At 31.4% G+C, this 14,480-nt stretch carries 20 protein-coding genes and 1 pseudogene; 14 read left to right on the top strand and 7 right to left on the bottom strand.

Going from position 1 to position 14,480, the window contains the following annotated elements; translation table 11 throughout:
• Positions 1–27 precede the first annotated feature (27 nt).
• The 4 genes from C7J89_RS01055 (at position 28) to C7J89_RS01040 (ending at position 2,734) form a co-directional block, all read left to right on the top strand.
• The gene (locus C7J89_RS01055; RefSeq protein WP_061854213.1) at positions 28–243 is read left to right on the top strand and encodes a DUF951 domain-containing protein; all 216 of its coding nucleotides are present in this window, start codon (positions 28–30) and stop codon (positions 241–243) included.
• Positions 243–1,340, top strand: coding sequence for a redox-regulated ATPase YchF (gene ychF / locus C7J89_RS01050; RefSeq protein WP_061854214.1), 1,098 nt, complete (start codon positions 243–245; stop codon positions 1,338–1,340). The genes C7J89_RS01055 and ychF overlap by 1 nt, the downstream gene beginning before the upstream one ends.
• A 212-nt stretch (positions 1,341–1,552) precedes the next feature.
• The gene (locus tag C7J89_RS01045) at positions 1,553–1,879 is read left to right on the top strand and encodes a hypothetical protein (protein WP_061854215.1); all 327 of its coding nucleotides are present in this window, start codon (positions 1,553–1,555) and stop codon (positions 1,877–1,879) included.
• Between the two features lie 12 nt (positions 1,880–1,891).
• Positions 1,892–2,734 carry a hypothetical protein gene (locus tag C7J89_RS01040; RefSeq protein ID WP_103295191.1) on the top strand — a complete coding sequence of 281 codons (843 nt, stop codon included), beginning with the start codon at positions 1,892–1,894 and terminating at the stop codon, positions 2,732–2,734.
• Between the two features lie 40 nt (positions 2,735–2,774).
• On the opposite strand, the gene C7J89_RS01035 is transcribed toward C7J89_RS01040, so the two are convergent.
• Complete coding sequence (locus C7J89_RS01035) at positions 2,775–3,560, bottom strand: GH25 family lysozyme (protein ID WP_103295192.1); 786 nt, start codon at positions 3,558–3,560, stop codon at positions 2,775–2,777.
• A gap of 326 nt (positions 3,561–3,886) precedes the next feature.
• On the opposite strand from C7J89_RS01035, the gene rpsF reads away from it, so the two are divergent.
• The 6 genes from rpsF to C7J89_RS01005 all read left to right on the top strand — a co-directional run bounded on the left by rpsF (position 3,887) and on the right by C7J89_RS01005 (position 7,654).
• On the top strand, positions 3,887–4,192 hold the full coding sequence (gene rpsF / locus C7J89_RS01030; protein WP_048793678.1) for a 30S ribosomal protein S6: 306 nt from the start codon (positions 3,887–3,889) through the stop codon (positions 4,190–4,192).
• Positions 4,193–4,206: 14 nt separating this feature from the next.
• Complete coding sequence (gene ssb, locus C7J89_RS01025) at positions 4,207–4,719, top strand: single-stranded DNA-binding protein (RefSeq protein WP_048793677.1); 513 nt, start codon at positions 4,207–4,209, stop codon at positions 4,717–4,719.
• Between the two features lie 101 nt (positions 4,720–4,820).
• Positions 4,821–5,063: a 30S ribosomal protein S18 gene (gene rpsR / locus C7J89_RS01020; protein WP_048793676.1), complete on the top strand. Its 243-nt coding sequence runs from the start codon at positions 4,821–4,823 to the stop codon at positions 5,061–5,063.
• Between the two features lie 280 nt (positions 5,064–5,343).
• Positions 5,344–5,862, top strand: a complete 519-nt coding sequence (locus C7J89_RS01015; RefSeq protein ID WP_103295193.1) for a MarR family winged helix-turn-helix transcriptional regulator — start codon at positions 5,344–5,346, stop codon at positions 5,860–5,862.
• Positions 5,855–6,214 (top strand): rhodanese-like domain-containing protein, encoded by a 360-nt coding sequence (locus C7J89_RS01010; protein WP_103295194.1) that lies wholly within the window; start codon positions 5,855–5,857, stop codon positions 6,212–6,214. Before C7J89_RS01015 ends, C7J89_RS01010 begins: the two co-directional genes overlap by 8 nt.
• A 768-nt stretch (positions 6,215–6,982) precedes the next feature.
• A complete protein-coding gene (locus tag C7J89_RS01005) occupies positions 6,983–7,654 on the top strand; it encodes an NYN domain-containing protein (RefSeq protein ID WP_103295195.1) in 672 nt (223 codons plus the stop codon).
• Positions 7,655–8,028: 374 nt separating this feature from the next.
• Here the strand turns inward: C7J89_RS01005 and C7J89_RS01000 are convergent, their stop codons facing one another.
• The 4 genes and pseudogenes from C7J89_RS01000 to C7J89_RS00990 all read right to left on the bottom strand — a co-directional run bounded on the left by C7J89_RS01000 (position 8,029) and on the right by C7J89_RS00990 (position 9,575).
• On the bottom strand, positions 8,029–8,454 hold the full coding sequence (locus tag C7J89_RS01000; RefSeq protein ID WP_103295196.1) for a hypothetical protein: 426 nt from the start codon (positions 8,452–8,454) through the stop codon (positions 8,029–8,031).
• Positions 8,455–8,927 (bottom strand): annotated as a pseudogene (locus C7J89_RS13540) (VraH family peptide resistance protein); the annotation flags it as partial.
• 237 nt (positions 8,928–9,164) lie between these two features.
• Complete coding sequence (locus C7J89_RS13280; protein WP_170066435.1) at positions 9,165–9,329, bottom strand: hypothetical protein; 165 nt, start codon at positions 9,327–9,329, stop codon at positions 9,165–9,167.
• A 15-nt stretch (positions 9,330–9,344) separates the two neighbouring features.
• A complete protein-coding gene (locus C7J89_RS00990) occupies positions 9,345–9,575 on the bottom strand; it encodes a hypothetical protein (protein WP_103295197.1) in 231 nt (76 codons plus the stop codon).
• Between the two features lie 309 nt (positions 9,576–9,884).
• Here C7J89_RS00990 and C7J89_RS00985 point away from each other — a divergent pair, with 309 nt between their 5' ends.
• Positions 9,885–10,661, top strand: coding sequence for an acetoin reductase (locus C7J89_RS00985; protein WP_103295198.1), 777 nt, complete (start codon positions 9,885–9,887; stop codon positions 10,659–10,661).
• Between the two features lie 68 nt (positions 10,662–10,729).
• On the opposite strand, the gene C7J89_RS00980 is transcribed toward C7J89_RS00985, so the two are convergent.
• Entirely contained in the window at positions 10,730–11,683 is a 954-nt protein-coding gene (locus tag C7J89_RS00980) for an alpha/beta hydrolase (protein ID WP_103295199.1), read from the bottom strand.
• Between the two features lie 207 nt (positions 11,684–11,890).
• Here C7J89_RS00980 and C7J89_RS00975 point away from each other — a divergent pair, with 207 nt between their 5' ends.
• On the top strand, positions 11,891–12,193 hold the full coding sequence (locus C7J89_RS00975; RefSeq protein ID WP_142381011.1) for a hypothetical protein: 303 nt from the start codon (positions 11,891–11,893) through the stop codon (positions 12,191–12,193).
• 234 nt (positions 12,194–12,427) lie between these two features.
• Positions 12,428–13,009, top strand: a complete 582-nt coding sequence (locus C7J89_RS00970; RefSeq protein ID WP_103295201.1) for a complement inhibitor SCIN family protein — start codon at positions 12,428–12,430, stop codon at positions 13,007–13,009.
• Between the two features lie 195 nt (positions 13,010–13,204).
• Here C7J89_RS00970 and C7J89_RS00965 read toward each other — a convergent pair whose 3' ends face one another.
• Positions 13,205–13,777, bottom strand: coding sequence for an ATP-dependent Clp protease proteolytic subunit (locus C7J89_RS00965; RefSeq protein WP_103295202.1), 573 nt, complete (start codon positions 13,775–13,777; stop codon positions 13,205–13,207).
• A 192-nt stretch (positions 13,778–13,969) separates the two neighbouring features.
• Here C7J89_RS00965 and C7J89_RS00960 point away from each other — a divergent pair, with 192 nt between their 5' ends.
• Positions 13,970–14,440: a MepB family protein gene (locus tag C7J89_RS00960; RefSeq protein ID WP_103295203.1), complete on the top strand. Its 471-nt coding sequence runs from the start codon at positions 13,970–13,972 to the stop codon at positions 14,438–14,440.
• The last annotated feature ends 40 nt before the right edge of the window (positions 14,441–14,480 follow it).

Genomic DNA, 14,480 nt, shown 5'->3' with positions numbered 1-14,480 from the left:
TTGTAGCTCATGGTGGAGGTGTAAAGAATGACATCACAGTACAACCTTAATGATATTGTAGAGATGAAAAAACAACATGCATGTGGCACAAATCGATTTAAAATTATTCGTATGGGCGCAGACATCCGTATAAAATGTGAAAATTGTCAGCGCAGTATTATGATTCCAAGACAGACATTCAATAAAAAACTAAAAAAAGTACTTGTATCTAATCAAGTAGAGGAAGATAAGGAGAATAACTAATGGCTTTAACAGCAGGTATCGTAGGTTTACCTAACGTAGGGAAGTCTACACTTTTTAATGCAATTACAAAAGCAGGTGCGCTAGCAGCAAACTATCCATTCGCGACTATCGATCCTAACGTAGGTATCGTTGAAGTACCAGATAGCAGATTAAATGTTTTAACAGATATGGTTCAACCGAAAAAAACAATCCCAACTACATTCGAATTTACAGATATAGCAGGTATCGTCAAAGGTGCTTCTAAAGGGGAAGGTTTAGGTAATAAATTCCTTTCACATATTCGTGAAGTAGACGCAATTTGCCAAGTAGTTCGTGCTTTCGACGATGACAATGTAACGCACGTATCTGGTCGCGTTAACCCTATTGAAGACATCGAAGTTATCAATATGGAACTTGTATTAGCAGACTTAGAATCTGTAGAAAAACGTTTGCCTAAAGTAGAAAAAATGGCGCGACAAAAAGATAAAGATGCGGTAAATGAAGTACGTATCTTAACAACAATTAAAGAAGCGTTAGAAGAAGGTAAACCAGTGCGCAGTATCGATTTTAATGATGAAGATCAAAAATTTGTGAACCAAGCGCAACTACTAACTTCTAAAGATATGTTATACATTGCTAACGTTGGTGAAGATGAAATCAACGATGACGAAAATGATAAAGTGAAAGCTATTCGTGAATATGCTGAAAACGAAGATTCAGAAGTTATCGTAATCAGTGCAAAAATCGAAGAAGAGATTGCTGTCTTAGACGAAGACGACAAGGCAATGTTCTTAGAAGATTTAGGTATTGAAGAACCAGGTCTAAACCGTTTAATCCGTACAACATACGATTTATTAGGCTTAGCAACATACTTTACTGCTGGTGTCGAAGAAGTACGTGCTTGGACATTTACAAAAGGTATGACTGCACCACAATGTGCGGGTATTATTCACACTGACTTTGAACGTGGTTTTATACGTGCTGAGGTAACATCTTATGAGGATTACGTAGAATACAATGGTGAGCACGGTGCTAAAGAAGCTGGTAAACAACGTCTAGAAGGTAAAGAATATATTATGAAAGACGGAGATGTCGTTCACTTTAGATTTAACGTCTAATAATAACAATATTGATAAACACTTCCTTATAATAAGGGAGTGTTTTTTTATGTTGTAAATAAATTAATGGGAGCAGTAAAAAAGAAATGGTATTTGGTATAACGCAGTTTTAGTTCGTAATATGATTAGCTTTAACAGTTATAAAACGATACGTTGAGCCACCCTATTTCTATATATAATAATCCCTATCTAACACGAGGGGAGTTCTTTTTATGTATAGAAAAATACAAACTAAAATTATTGCGAGTATACTTACTTTAGTTTTAATGTTTTCAGCTATTGAATATTTCGCAACTGAAGGGCAACAATATATAAAAAGTTTAAAGGTTCAACAGCTAAATGAATACAATCCATTATCTAACGTTGCCGATGCGCGTGGTAAACGTAAACAAGGTGGTGAAATGAAAAACAAGGCGCGAAAAAGTAGTAAATGGAAAGGGAAGTCTAACCCGAGAAGTAATAACGTTAAAAAGCATACACCAAGTAAAAAACATAAAGGTGGCAAAAAGACAAAAGGCTCTAATAAAAAGAAACGATAAGGAAGCACTAATATGAATTCAGTAATTTTTAAATACGATAATATAACGCAGCAGTTAGAAATGATGTTGCGTTCTTATCATAGTTGGTTAAAAGACTATTACATAACGACTAAACCAGTTTTAATAACCTTTACAAATGACACACTTTATGTGAATGATTGTGTAGAAGATACAATCGTTTTCGAGGACAGTCAAAAAATATTATATTCACTTAATGACATTGAAGATTACCGACAACCGGAAAGCTATTACTCGAAATGTATAACTGGCGGTGACAACGTATTATTAACCGTGTTGTATGATATTTGTCGAGAATTAGCTATTTTTTATATTGCAGATCAGCGTCAACAACACTATAGCGAAATCGTCGAGTCAACTAGTAATGAACAAAAGATAGCATTTTTACAACAAATGATGATGTATCAATATTATTTTTTAAAGTACAAACCAATAGATAGTACTCCTACGATAAGCTATACACGTCAAGTAGATAAAAATTTAAAAAAGACGTTACAGCTTTGTCTCCAATATATAAAAGAACAATTTGATTTTCCCATGCCAGTAGATATTAAAATTTCTACAACTGAATATGATTTTGCAGGTCAATTTAGCGCGCCACATTCACCTTTTGATAAGGCATTAATAAAAGTGACTGCTAAAGATTTTCAATATTTATTAGCCGAATTGGGCCGCTATGATGCCGAGCTCAATATATGTCGTATATTGTTACATGAAGTCATACATTATCAAATATGGGTAGAAAGCACATGGTTTATTGATGTCGAAGCGGAAGAAAAACGCGTTGAGGAACTTGAAGATAAACACATTAATCTATTTATAGAGCGTTATATGTAAAAAACGACCAAGTCTATTATGACTTGGTCGTTGTTAGTTATTAAGAAATAAACCAGTTTGTATTTTTATCTGGACTTGTATAGTTAGCATCAACATCTTGATCAAGTTCAGGTGAATGATATTGGTCAGTATATTGCCATAATGCATATTCACGTGATGGTTGAGTTTCGCTATAGTTAGCTAACCAGAAACCATCATAAGTACTAACAGTGTTAGTTAAGTTCTCTTCCATAAAGTTTTGGTAAGAGTAAAGTAAGACCTTTTTATTACCTGCGAGACCTTTCATTTCATCGTACCAAGCGTTTGTACTATCGTCGATGCTGCCAGAAGTTATTGAGTTTTGTTCATAGTCATTTATATAAAAGCTCGCTTTTGGCGCTCTATTGTATAAAGTTTGTGCTTCATATCGTGCATCATCAGGGTTTTCATACATGCTGTAAGAATAAACGCCAAATGGCAAATCATATTTATCTAACAATGCAGAATTATGTTCGAGTGAAGTATCAATATTTTCAGAGCCATATTGTGCACGAATAATAATAAAATCATAGTTGTCTTTTAACTTTTTAACTTGATCTGCAGTTAAGTCACCTTGCCACTCAGAAATATCTAAGACACGTTTGCCTTGTTCTGTTGTCCCTGCTTCAGTTTGTACTTTACTTTGATTGTTTTTCTCTGGATGTTTTTCTAAATATTGCTTATAACCATAACCCATTGTCCCTTTTTGAGCATTTGGTTGTTCAGCAGCATTTGCCGAATAAGATATTAATGCAGTGCTTGCTAACGCACACGTTGTTACAATTCCTTTTTTCATTAACGAAACCATATATTTCTCCTTTAACACACTAAGATTATATTTTTTAAAATTTTTAATTTTAATTAGAACCTATGCTAAAATAATTAAAGCGTTTTAGCAACCTTCCTTTTTAAAATATTTTAATGGCGCGACATCACATTTTAAATGTTTTTAATTAACCCATATATTTAATTATGAAACTACATACCGTAGCCATTTTTAATAATTCGAGGATGGTAAACGCATTGTAAAATGTAAAAGCTTATGCTATAATTCTTGATTGTGAGTAATGAAAATTATTCCTTGCCTATTGATTCTTAATAGGCCGTATAGTCCACAAGGAGGTGCAAAGATAAATGAGAACATATGAAGTTATGTATATCGTTCGTCCGAATATCGAAGAAGATGCTAAAAAAGCAGTTGTTGAACGTTTCAACGGCATTTTAGCTTCAAGAGGTTCAGAAGTACTTGAAGCTAAAGACTGGGGTAAACGTCGCCTTGCTTATGAAATCAATGATTTCACTGAAGGTTACTACAACATCGTTCGTATTCAAACAGAAGATAACGAAGCTACTGACGAATTCCAACGTTTAGCTAAAATTAACGATGATATCATCCGTTACATCGTTATCCGTGAAGACGAAGATAAGACAAGAAAATAATTGGGGGCGCTTAAATGATAAACAGAGTTGTTTTAGTAGGTCGTTTAACTAAGGATCCAGAATACAGAACAACACCCTCAGGCGTGAGCGTTGCGACATTTACCTTAGCAGTGAATCGTACGTTTACCAATGCGCAAGGGGAACGCGAAGCTGATTTCATTAACTGCGTCGTTTTTAGAAAACAAGCAGAAAATGTTAATAACTACTTATCAAAAGGTAGTTTAGCTGGCGTTGACGGTCGCTTACAATCACGTAGCTATGAAAATCAAGAAGGACGTCGTATCTTTGTTACAGAAGTTGTTTGTGATAGCGTTCAATTCCTTGAACCTAAAAACCAAAACAACCAACGCCAAAACCAATCTGGAGGCAATGACTTCCAAGATTACGGACAAAGCTTTGGTGGTCAACAATCTGGACAAAACACGTCACGTAATAACAACAATTCATCAAACAATAATCAATCAGACAACCCATTCGCTAATGCGAACGGTCCTATTGATATTAGTGATGATGACTTACCATTCTAATTATTAGTGCATAGTTAAACACTATTTTGAGAGTGTTAAGATAAACAAGACAATCAATGAACGTATTATAAAAAAATCTAATTTGAAGGAGGCAGTTAACCATGGCAGGTGGACCAAGAAGAGGCGGACGTCGTCGTAAAAAAGTTTGTTACTTCACAGCAAACGGAATTACACACATCGACTATAAAGACACAGAATTATTAAAACGTTTTATTTCTGAACGTGGTAAAATTTTACCTCGTCGTGTAACAGGTACTTCAGCTAAATATCAACGTATGTTGACAATCGCTATCAAACGTTCTCGTCATATGGCATTATTACCATATGTTAAAGAAGAACAATAATAGATATTGTATCTGTACAAACCCCGTAGGCTTAGGCTTACGGGGTTATTTTTGTGTGGCAATTTATTTGGAAATTTTGCAGAGTATTAAAATGAAGAATAGTGCTATATTTATATAATTAGTATTAACAAATTATAAATTATTTTGTGTTATTAGGTAGTTTATCTATAAGAAAAGTGAAATGTTTTTTTCATATCATTTATTTTATGCTTTTAAAATATAGAGATGTATGTTAATTTATAAATAGTTAGGTACCTAACTATTTATGGAGGGATGTTAAGTGGACGAATTTTATTTAATAGATAGCCCAACTTATAAAAAATTAGAAGGGTTAAAAAAAGAATATGGTAATTTAGATATTCTTTCTGTCATGTTATATCTTGAAATCAATAAATCATACAAAATCATGAGAAATAAATATGATAGTTTTATAGAAAAATATGAATTAACAGAGGCTAAATTTTCTATACTAATGTTATTATCATATGAAAAAAATTTAACTCTATCTCCATCAGAATTATCCAAGAAAATAGGAAATAAAAAATCTACAATTACAGGCATAGTTAAAGGTTTAGAAAGACAGGGATTTATTGAAAGAATCAATTTACCTAATGATAAACGTACAAACTATGTTCAAATGACTGAACTAGGATATTCAAAATTGAAACAGTTTTTACCCAATAACTACAATTTTGTATCAAATATGTTTAATGATTTTGATGAACATGAAAAAGAGATATTTTATCGTTTAATGAATAAATTAAGAAGTAATATGGAAAAGAGGGTAAACTATGAATAAAATTGAATTTTTGGAAACATTTTTAAGTTTGTATATAAATCACCATGTAGTACTTGAAGATATGGAAAAAGGTACAAATAAATATACAGTTTTAGACGTAAGAAATGCACCTAAAGAAGTTAAAAAGGACAAAATTAAAGGGGCTACTGAAATACCAGCTAAAGATTTACATAAGCATTTAAATGAATTGCCTAAAAATAGTGTTTATGTTGTTTATGATTGGACAGGTGGGACGATTTTAGGTAAACAAGCTTTATTAGAATTGTACAAAAATGATTTTGAAGCTTATGAGTTAGCTGGTGCTTTAGAAGGTTGGAAAGGTATGAGTTTACCATTAGAAAATGTTGAATAGTTAATAAATTTATAATAGATATTGTATCTTTACATACCCCGTGGGCTTCGGCTTACGGGGTTATTTTTTGTGTGGAAATTTATCGGTCGAGGGGCAGGAAATAAGAGCTTTATACATTCAGATAGGAAATTAGACTTGTAATTAGTGTTTAACAGAAAAGGTTTATTAGAAAAATATAGTAAATAATTCACAGATAAAAGTAAAAATATAAATGCTTCAACAGCATTATTTGTTGCTATAATAAGTAAAAAATATACAAGTTAATAACTGGCATTTAATTAAGACTCAAAACTACCTAATCATATGGGAAGTGTTTGTGGTGTTAGAGATTTTTATAGAGGATTAAAGAGTGATTAGTTGAAATATAAATTATGAGACTATGTAGGTAAGAATGTAGAATTGATAGATATCAATAACAGAAAATTTATTGGACTTGTAGTAAATTTCGAAGATGACACGGAAAATAATGAAAATGTGTGCTCAATAGATTTAGAAACTACTAGTTTAGATTTTGTTATTTCAGAATCAGTAATAAAAAAGCTTTAAAGAGATAAAATAGTTTATACACCTATCAGTTGAACGTTGTAGGTAGTTACACTATTAGGCCAAAAGTTTCGAAATATTAAAGAAATATATTGAAATACCGTTTTATAGGTGGTATTATTTTTTTCATAGAAAAATTAGTTAATCCACCTATGAGAGTAGGAACCCCACCATACGGGGATTTCGAAATCATAGGTTTTTTGTATTTAATAGTGGGAGGGTATAGTGGAAAGATTAGCAATTTTAGTGGATGGTGGATATTATCGCAAAAGAAGTGCTAAGATATACGGGAAAGTAACAGCTAAAGAAAGAGCTGATGAATTATATAGATATTGTAATAGACACTTAAAAGAAAAACATTTTAAAGAAGAGATACATAACAAATTATATAAAATATTCTATTATGATTGTCCTCCAATTGATAAGCAGATTTATCATCCATTACTCAAAAAGAATATTGATTTTGCTAAAAGTGAAACAAAATCTTGGACTGAAGACTTTTTTAAAGAAATAAGTAAAAAAAGAAAAGTAGCGCTTAGGTTAGGTGAATTAAGTGAGTCATCAGTTGCATATAATTTAAAATATTCAACAACTAAAAAGTTATTAAACGGTAGTGCCAAAATTAGTGATCTAGAGGAAAGGGATTTTGAACTTTCTTTAAAACAAAAAGGTGTAGATATGAAAATTGGCCTTGATATCGCATCACTTGCATTTAAAAAACAAGTTGATAAAATCATTTTAATAGCTGGTGATAGTGACTTTGTGCCTGCTGCTAAATTAGCAAGAACAGAAGGAATTGACTTTGTACTAGATTCGTTAGGTTCTGATATTAGAGATAGCTTATCTTTACATATTGATGGCAGACGTACTTGTGATGATAAATTTAAACATAATTAGATTCACAATCATCAACAGGTAAGTGTTTTATATTGCGTTTATGATTATATGCAATAATAGGAACACGATTTAAAATAATTTAAGGTAAAAAAGTGCTTTTGATAAGAGGTGCAAGGATATAATTGCTCGACAAGTTGAAAAATAATGTGCGGATTCATAGCCTTTCAAAATCACTTTAAAATGATGATTTGATAACTTTTTGAATACTAATGCTTAATTATACGTGATGCTACAGAATTTTTCTTTGAATCTAAACCAAAACGATTTCTAAAAGTTTGATTTGTAATACTATCTTTTTCTACAAAATTTAGGCAAGCATGCATATAAGGAGCAATGAACTTTAAACTTCATTGCTCCTATAATTTAAATATTAGTTAATTATCTAGGAATTTAATAGCTAGTTTATTTTTTGGATCTTTTTCAATAATTTTATTTGCAATCGTTTTGATATCCTCATTATTGATTATATCAAATTCTGGTTCATCTAGAATTTCTAAAAATTCATTTAAAAGGTTGTAATCTTCAAAATGTGAAAGCTTTAGAGATTGCCAATAATGATAATAGGCTAAGTTATATGCATTATCAATATAGTTAAAGTGAAAATGATAAACGCTAGCAATCATCTCATGATATTCAATAGTATTAACTTGATTAGCCATAATTGATAAATAAAACACTAATTTTTCATCAGAGATATCATTTGATATAAAATATGTCAAAACTTCATCAATATCGTTATTCTCCAATATATTTTGAAGTTCTTTAGGTAATAAATTTAATAAAATATTAATGCTTTTCATTTATATAACCCATCCATTAGATACATATATATTACCATTTTTTCGTGTATAAGTTACTACTACGCTTCTTCCACTCATGTTAAGTGCTTTTTTATTGTCTTTATTTTGTTTTCCGTGCCTCATAACGTGAGATATGACTTTAGAAACACTATTCCAATTATTTGTAGTTACTTTATTCCAATTATGCTTACTGGAAAGTATGTGTCTTCTTTTATTAGCTCCGAGATTTGCTATAGAAGTAGTACTTTGCCGAAGTTTTTGGTTTTAATAGCATTTGTAGTTGCTTATTTCTTCTTTTTACTTTCGATAATGTACATCCCAGCTAAGATACCGAGTGGTATGCCTAAAAATGGTGTCATTATGGCGCTAACAAGGATAATCGAAATCACTAATACTGTAATGTTATAAGTGTTCATTTCTAAATTTAAAAATTCATTATATTTATTCTTTATAAAAACTTTCACTTTATTGTTGTCGTCTTTGCTAAATAGTTCTTTAAATTTCAAAGTTGTGCCTCCTTATGAAGTGGGTGTTTATAATTAAATCTTTTCAACTAAATGCTATCACGCTTTATAACAAGGAATCATAACTAAGGAAATTTAGTAAACGAATTACTGTAGAAAGTAAAATTCATAAAATAATAAGCATGAAAAAAGCTTGGCAAATTAATGCCAAGCTTAAGTAATTTATGTACATAAAATTGGTCATGATTACATGCGTTTCTTCTCGTCATATAATATGCCTACGCCGTAGCCACTTGTTCCAACTTCATAATCAAATTTAATAATTTCTATATAAGGATTTTCTTCCAAAAACTCATTCACTTTTTTATTAAGACCTTTTTCTGTCATAGTGTTAAAACAAATAAATTTCATACCGTACCCCCTTAATTATTTATGATCTTGTACATGTTTTTTATTTATTATATAACTATAAAGCAATATAGTGGTCATCGTAGTAAAAATAATTAATGAAAATATTGATAAACCGGTAGCTATTAAACTATCTTTAGTCATAATCGTATGTATCGACAGTACTATAAAATATATAAATATTGGTAATGATGACACTAATATTGCTTTGTTTTTATTATTATTTCCTCGGAAATTATTTTCTTTCAAATATTAGCCTCCTTAGTAAAATTAGATGGTCAAATACTTATAATTATAATAACCATAACATATTGTTCTTTTTTAAAAGTAATGTCGTTGTTATTACATTATAGTAATACCGTCAAAACAGTTATTAAAATAACAAGGAAACTAACTTAATGTACATCTAACAATTATATAGATTAGTATTTACCTACTTTATTAGTTCTCTTAGAAATAATTTTACTGAAAAAATAATCTATCATTATTTTGCTTACTTCATGCTATTATAAAAGTAATACACCGGTGTAAATAGTAATTAAAAGGTAGTGTTATGAAATGAGTAAAGTAGCAATTGTAACTGGCTCAGCAGGGGGCTTAGGTAAAGGTATTGCCAAACGTTTAGCAAACGATGGTTTTAACGTTGTTATTCAAGACATTAACAAGGAATTACTACAAACAACAGAGCAAGAATTTAAAGACAAAGGATACAACATTGCATCATATAATAGTAATGTAGCAGTAAAGCAAGAGCAAGAATCATTAGTGGCATTCGCCGTCGATACTTTTGGACAACTCGATGTATTTGTAAATAATGCAGGCGTAGATGGTGTATCTCCGTTTTTAGTTATCGATGAGGCCCAATTAGACAAGTTATTCAGTATCAATGTTAATGGCGTAATATATGGTACGCAAGCCGCAGTTAATCAATTTATTAAACAAGATAACGGCAAAGGTAAAGTTATAAATGCTTGTAGTATCGCAGGACATGAATCTTATGAAATGTTATCTGCATATTCAGCTACGAAACATGCTGTGCGTTCTTTAACCCAATCAGCTGCTAAAGAGTTTGCCAAATATGGTATTACTGTAAATTCATATTGTCCGGGCGTAGCTAAAACGAGTATGTGGGATCGCATCGATGCAGAAATGGTTAAGTATAATGATGATTTACAACCGGGAGAGGCTTTCGAACAATTTTCTGCGAACATTAAACTAGGTCGTTATCAGAAACCTGAAGATGTTGCGAATCTTGTATCGTTTTTAGCTTCTGAGGACTCAGATTATATTACAGGACAATCCATTATCACTGATGGTGGTCTAGTATATAGATAAGCATAATAAATGAAACACTTTCGTTATCATAAGACGAAAGTGTTTTTATATGTGTTTTAAATTAATTTTTAACCATAAAATGCGCGACGCATAGCTGCTAATTTTATTTCTTGCATCGATTTTGAAATACGTGCCTCTTTAATACTTTTAAAATCGTGATATGCGCCAGGATAAACATGTAATTCTGTTGGTACTCCCGCGTGAATTAAACGTTGAGAGAAATTCATACTTTCTTCTAAGAAGAGGTCCAAAGCCCCTACAATAATTAAAGTCGGAGGAAGTGCCGATAGGTCTTCTGCACGTGCAGGTACCGCATATGGTGAAACGTCATTAATACCGGGTTCATGCCCGAGAAGTGATGACCATCCCAGATAGTTGTTGTTATTATCCCAAATATATTCTCCTGCATATGGGCTTACGTCATTTATACAAGTACGGTCATCTAGCATTGGCATTTCTAAATATTGGAACATAATGTTAATGTCGCTATTGTCTCTTGCATAAAGTCCAAGTCTAGTAGCATGTCCCGCTCCGGCACTTGATCCACCTATAGCTATTTTATGTTTATCAATGTCTAATGTTTCGTGATTATTGAATATCCAGCTTAATGTGGCATATGTATCCTCTAAAGCACCAGGGTGCTTTGTTTCTGGAGCTAATCTGTAATCTACGGCAACTACGACACAATCTAAATCAACTGCCAATTTAGCATTCTCTTCGTTATCTAAATCAGCTGCACCCATTATGTTTCCACCCCCGTGAATACTCAAATAAACAGGTTTAGGTGAAGAGCTAGTGGTAGGCGTGAAAATGATAATTCTTACATCTGGGGCATTTGTTAGCCCAGGTATCGTACGTTCAGTCATGTTTACAGGAAGATGCTCGGGCGTATAAAAATTTTTGTTTTTAGTTTGATTATCCCTTAAATAATGCAAAGTCTCAGCGTTTAATGGTGTTTTACGAAATTGATCCAGATGTTCTTTAAGTTCGGGATCAACTAGATGTTCACTTTTTTTCTCCATAATTAAACTCCTTGTTAAGTCCTTTAATAATAATTATCCATCAATAGTATAACGCTAAAATTGTAATTTCGAAGTATATTTAGTAATAAAATTGAAAACGTTATTAATTTTGTTGAAATATGATTAATATCGTTGTTATAGGTTAAATATTTGATGAATAGTATTTTTAAAGGCAATGCGGTTGTCATTAAAGATGGGGGGGGAATGATGTCACAAGAAGTGTTGTCCATATATGCAGCAATGAAAATATATCCTGCAAACAATGTGCCGGGAGTCTTAACATTATTTGGGGACAAAGTACATTTTGAAGCCAACGGTGCACTTAAAGGAACTGAGATAAGAAATGACTTTTATTTTAGTGAGATAAATAATATGAAAATGAGTTTGTCGATGCAACTATACAAAATCAGTATTAAAGATTCAGAAAATGAACATTGGGAATTTAACCAAGTAGCCAAAAAAGAAGGGCAAAAGTTTATTGATTTATATAATGATATAACTGGGCAATAGTATTATTCATATTAATTGTATGATGAATAAAAAAGACAAGTTCATAGTGCTCATAACTTAGTTATAATAGTATTTTTTTCATAACAACATTATTAATCTTAAAACTCTGGAAGAACTATATTTCAGGGTTTTACTTATTTTTGTACGCTTTTTACTAAAGTAACGTTGGACGTATTCCGTAGTTATAAAATAATATATGATTAATTTTGGAATACTAACAATAGGAGGCATCCAATGAACATCAAGAATAAATTAATTATTGGTATTGCAGGTGCATTATTATTTACGACAAGTGTTTCAACAGTACAAGAGAGTAAAGTAAGTGCAGCAGAGAAATATCAATTCCATAATTACTCAGTTTCACCAAAAGAAAATTTACAAAGCTTGCTCGATTCACGTCACTACTATGTTAAGTGGGCAAAGGAAACTGGATCTAGTTATTATCAAAATAAATTAAAAAGCGTATTAAGATATGCTGATAAAAAGAAAAATTCTAAAAATGAGGCAGTCGTTTTAACAGCTATCAATAAAGTATCATCAATCTATAACGAAGTATTTGAAGTTCATTTACAATCTGAAGCTGGTCAAGCGGAGTTAAGTAAGAAAAAGCATCAACTAAATGGCCTTATAACACAAGCTCAAAGTTATTTAACTGAGAGTCATTTATCAGTAAACCAAGACGAGGCTCAATTAAAAACTTCTGTAGCACGTGCACAAAACTTATTAGCTGGTAGCTATGCAACATATGAACTTGATAATGCTATTACAGAATTAAAGCAACGTATTCAAAGTGTTGAAGATTATAAAAATTTGTAAGTTAAATAATTAATAATTTATTAATTTAGCAATAAAAAAAGCGTCTGGGACATCATATTGTCTTCAGACGCTACTTTTATATATGCAGTAGATGAATGAATTAAAAATGCACTTTTATTAAGCTTTTTTTAGTTCCACTTATCATTGTCGTGGCGAGACTACAAAATCTTTTTTTAAAATAGGAATTTTGTTTTATTATTTAATTTCATCTCGCGTATTAATAATTTTATTTACGATACCATATTGTTGCGCTTCTTCGGCTGTTAACCAGTAGTCTCTATTTGTATCTTCTTCTACTTTTTCTACAGATTGACCTGTTTCTTGTGCAATGATTTCGTTGATTTTACGTCTAGTTCTAACGATTTCTTTTGCAGTAATTTCAAGTTCAGTTGATTGTCCTTGGGCACCGCCACTTGGTTGGTGCATCATAAATCTTGTATTAGGCAGGCTGTATCTTCTTTCTTTTTCTCCTGATAAATAGATGAAAATACCGGCACTTACTACCCAACCTGAACCTATAATATTAACTTTAGGTTTAATAAAATTAATCATATCACGTATATAAAAACCAGAATCTACGTGGCCGCCTTGTGTTGAAATAAATAAATTAATAGGGTCGTCACTCATAGATTCTAACAATAATAATTTGTTGCAGACGTCTCTGGCAACCTCATCGTTTATTTCCCCGGAAATCACTACAGTTCTAGTTTCTAATAGTTTTTCTGTAAGCACATCTGATTGGTTATTATTTTGAGTATCTTTAGTCATATATATAACCCCCTTATTATTTAATACAGCATTAGGGTACATTAAATGGTAAAGAAAGGTCAAAGTTTTCGTTTCTGTAAAAACTGTCAATGTTTATAAGTTTGTAAAATGACTATGATAGACTATAAACGAGAGTGAAATACTTATAATTAGCATGTGAATTAAACGATAATTGTGAAAGGGGAAAAATGCATGTCGAATGGCGATGTAACTCATTATAATTCTTTAGCATTACTAAAAAAGATGTTTTCTCATATACCAAATAATGCCATTGAAATAGAAACGTGGAATAGTGAATATGAAGCTTTGAATCTATACGTGGACGGTAAATGTTATAAGAGTAGATTGGCTAAGAAAACACCGAAAAAAGCAGGCTATTTTGTAGCAATATGGCGTAAAAACCAACAAAACAAAAATACGCCATTTAAATATGAAGATTTTCCCGATACATTGGTCATTAATGTTCTTGATAACAATCATAAAGGTCAATTTATTTTCCCTAAGGACATATTATTAAAAAAGGGAATAGTGCAGTCAGAATTATATAACGGTAAGATGGCTTTGCGTGTTTATCCAGATTGGGAACAACAATTAAACAAAACTGCATTAAAAACACAGCAATGGCAAAGCGAGTATTTTGTGGATTTATCCCATAATTATTAATCTTCATACTCCAGTAACTTTAATTATGGTGCATAATTCG

This window comes from Staphylococcus kloosii (assembly GCF_003019255.1).
Classification (GTDB): Bacteria; Bacillota; Bacilli; order Staphylococcales; family Staphylococcaceae; genus Staphylococcus; species Staphylococcus kloosii.
The sequence above is the reverse complement of the archived record's forward strand: the minus strand, read 5'-3'. Positions and strand labels throughout refer to the sequence as shown.

What these genes read in the sequence shown, in the direction of transcription:
- C7J89_RS01055 (WP_061854213.1), top strand. Translation starts at nt 28, where the DNA reads ATGACATCACAGTACAACCTTAATGATATTGTAGAGATGAAAAAACAA.
- ychF (WP_061854214.1), top strand. Translation starts at nt 243, where the DNA reads ATGGCTTTAACAGCAGGTATCGTAGGTTTACCTAACGTAGGGAAGTCT.
- C7J89_RS01045 (WP_061854215.1), top strand. Translation starts at nt 1,553, where the DNA reads ATGTATAGAAAAATACAAACTAAAATTATTGCGAGTATACTTACTTTA.
- C7J89_RS01040 (WP_103295191.1), top strand. Translation starts at nt 1,892, where the DNA reads ATGAATTCAGTAATTTTTAAATACGATAATATAACGCAGCAGTTAGAA.
- C7J89_RS01035 (WP_103295192.1), bottom strand. Translation starts at nt 3,560, where the DNA reads ATGGTTTCGTTAATGAAAAAAGGAATTGTAACAACGTGTGCGTTAGCA.
- rpsF (WP_048793678.1), top strand. Translation starts at nt 3,887, where the DNA reads ATGAGAACATATGAAGTTATGTATATCGTTCGTCCGAATATCGAAGAA.
- ssb (WP_048793677.1), top strand. Translation starts at nt 4,207, where the DNA reads ATGATAAACAGAGTTGTTTTAGTAGGTCGTTTAACTAAGGATCCAGAA.
- rpsR (WP_048793676.1), top strand. Translation starts at nt 4,821, where the DNA reads ATGGCAGGTGGACCAAGAAGAGGCGGACGTCGTCGTAAAAAAGTTTGT.
- C7J89_RS01010 (WP_103295194.1), top strand. Translation starts at nt 5,855, where the DNA reads ATGAATAAAATTGAATTTTTGGAAACATTTTTAAGTTTGTATATAAAT.
- C7J89_RS01000 (WP_103295196.1), bottom strand. Translation starts at nt 8,454, where the DNA reads ATGAAAAGCATTAATATTTTATTAAATTTATTACCTAAAGAACTTCAA.
- C7J89_RS13280 (WP_170066435.1), bottom strand. Translation starts at nt 9,329, where the DNA reads ATGAAATTTATTTGTTTTAACACTATGACAGAAAAAGGTCTTAATAAA.
- C7J89_RS00985 (WP_103295198.1), top strand. Translation starts at nt 9,885, where the DNA reads ATGAGTAAAGTAGCAATTGTAACTGGCTCAGCAGGGGGCTTAGGTAAA.
- C7J89_RS00980 (WP_103295199.1), bottom strand. Translation starts at nt 11,683, where the DNA reads ATGGAGAAAAAAAGTGAACATCTAGTTGATCCCGAACTTAAAGAACAT.
- C7J89_RS00975 (WP_142381011.1), top strand. Translation starts at nt 11,891, where the DNA reads ATGTCACAAGAAGTGTTGTCCATATATGCAGCAATGAAAATATATCCT.
- C7J89_RS00970 (WP_103295201.1), top strand. Translation starts at nt 12,428, where the DNA reads ATGAACATCAAGAATAAATTAATTATTGGTATTGCAGGTGCATTATTA.
- C7J89_RS00965 (WP_103295202.1), bottom strand. Translation starts at nt 13,777, where the DNA reads ATGACTAAAGATACTCAAAATAATAACCAATCAGATGTGCTTACAGAA.
- C7J89_RS00960 (WP_103295203.1), top strand. Translation starts at nt 13,970, where the DNA reads ATGTCGAATGGCGATGTAACTCATTATAATTCTTTAGCATTACTAAAA.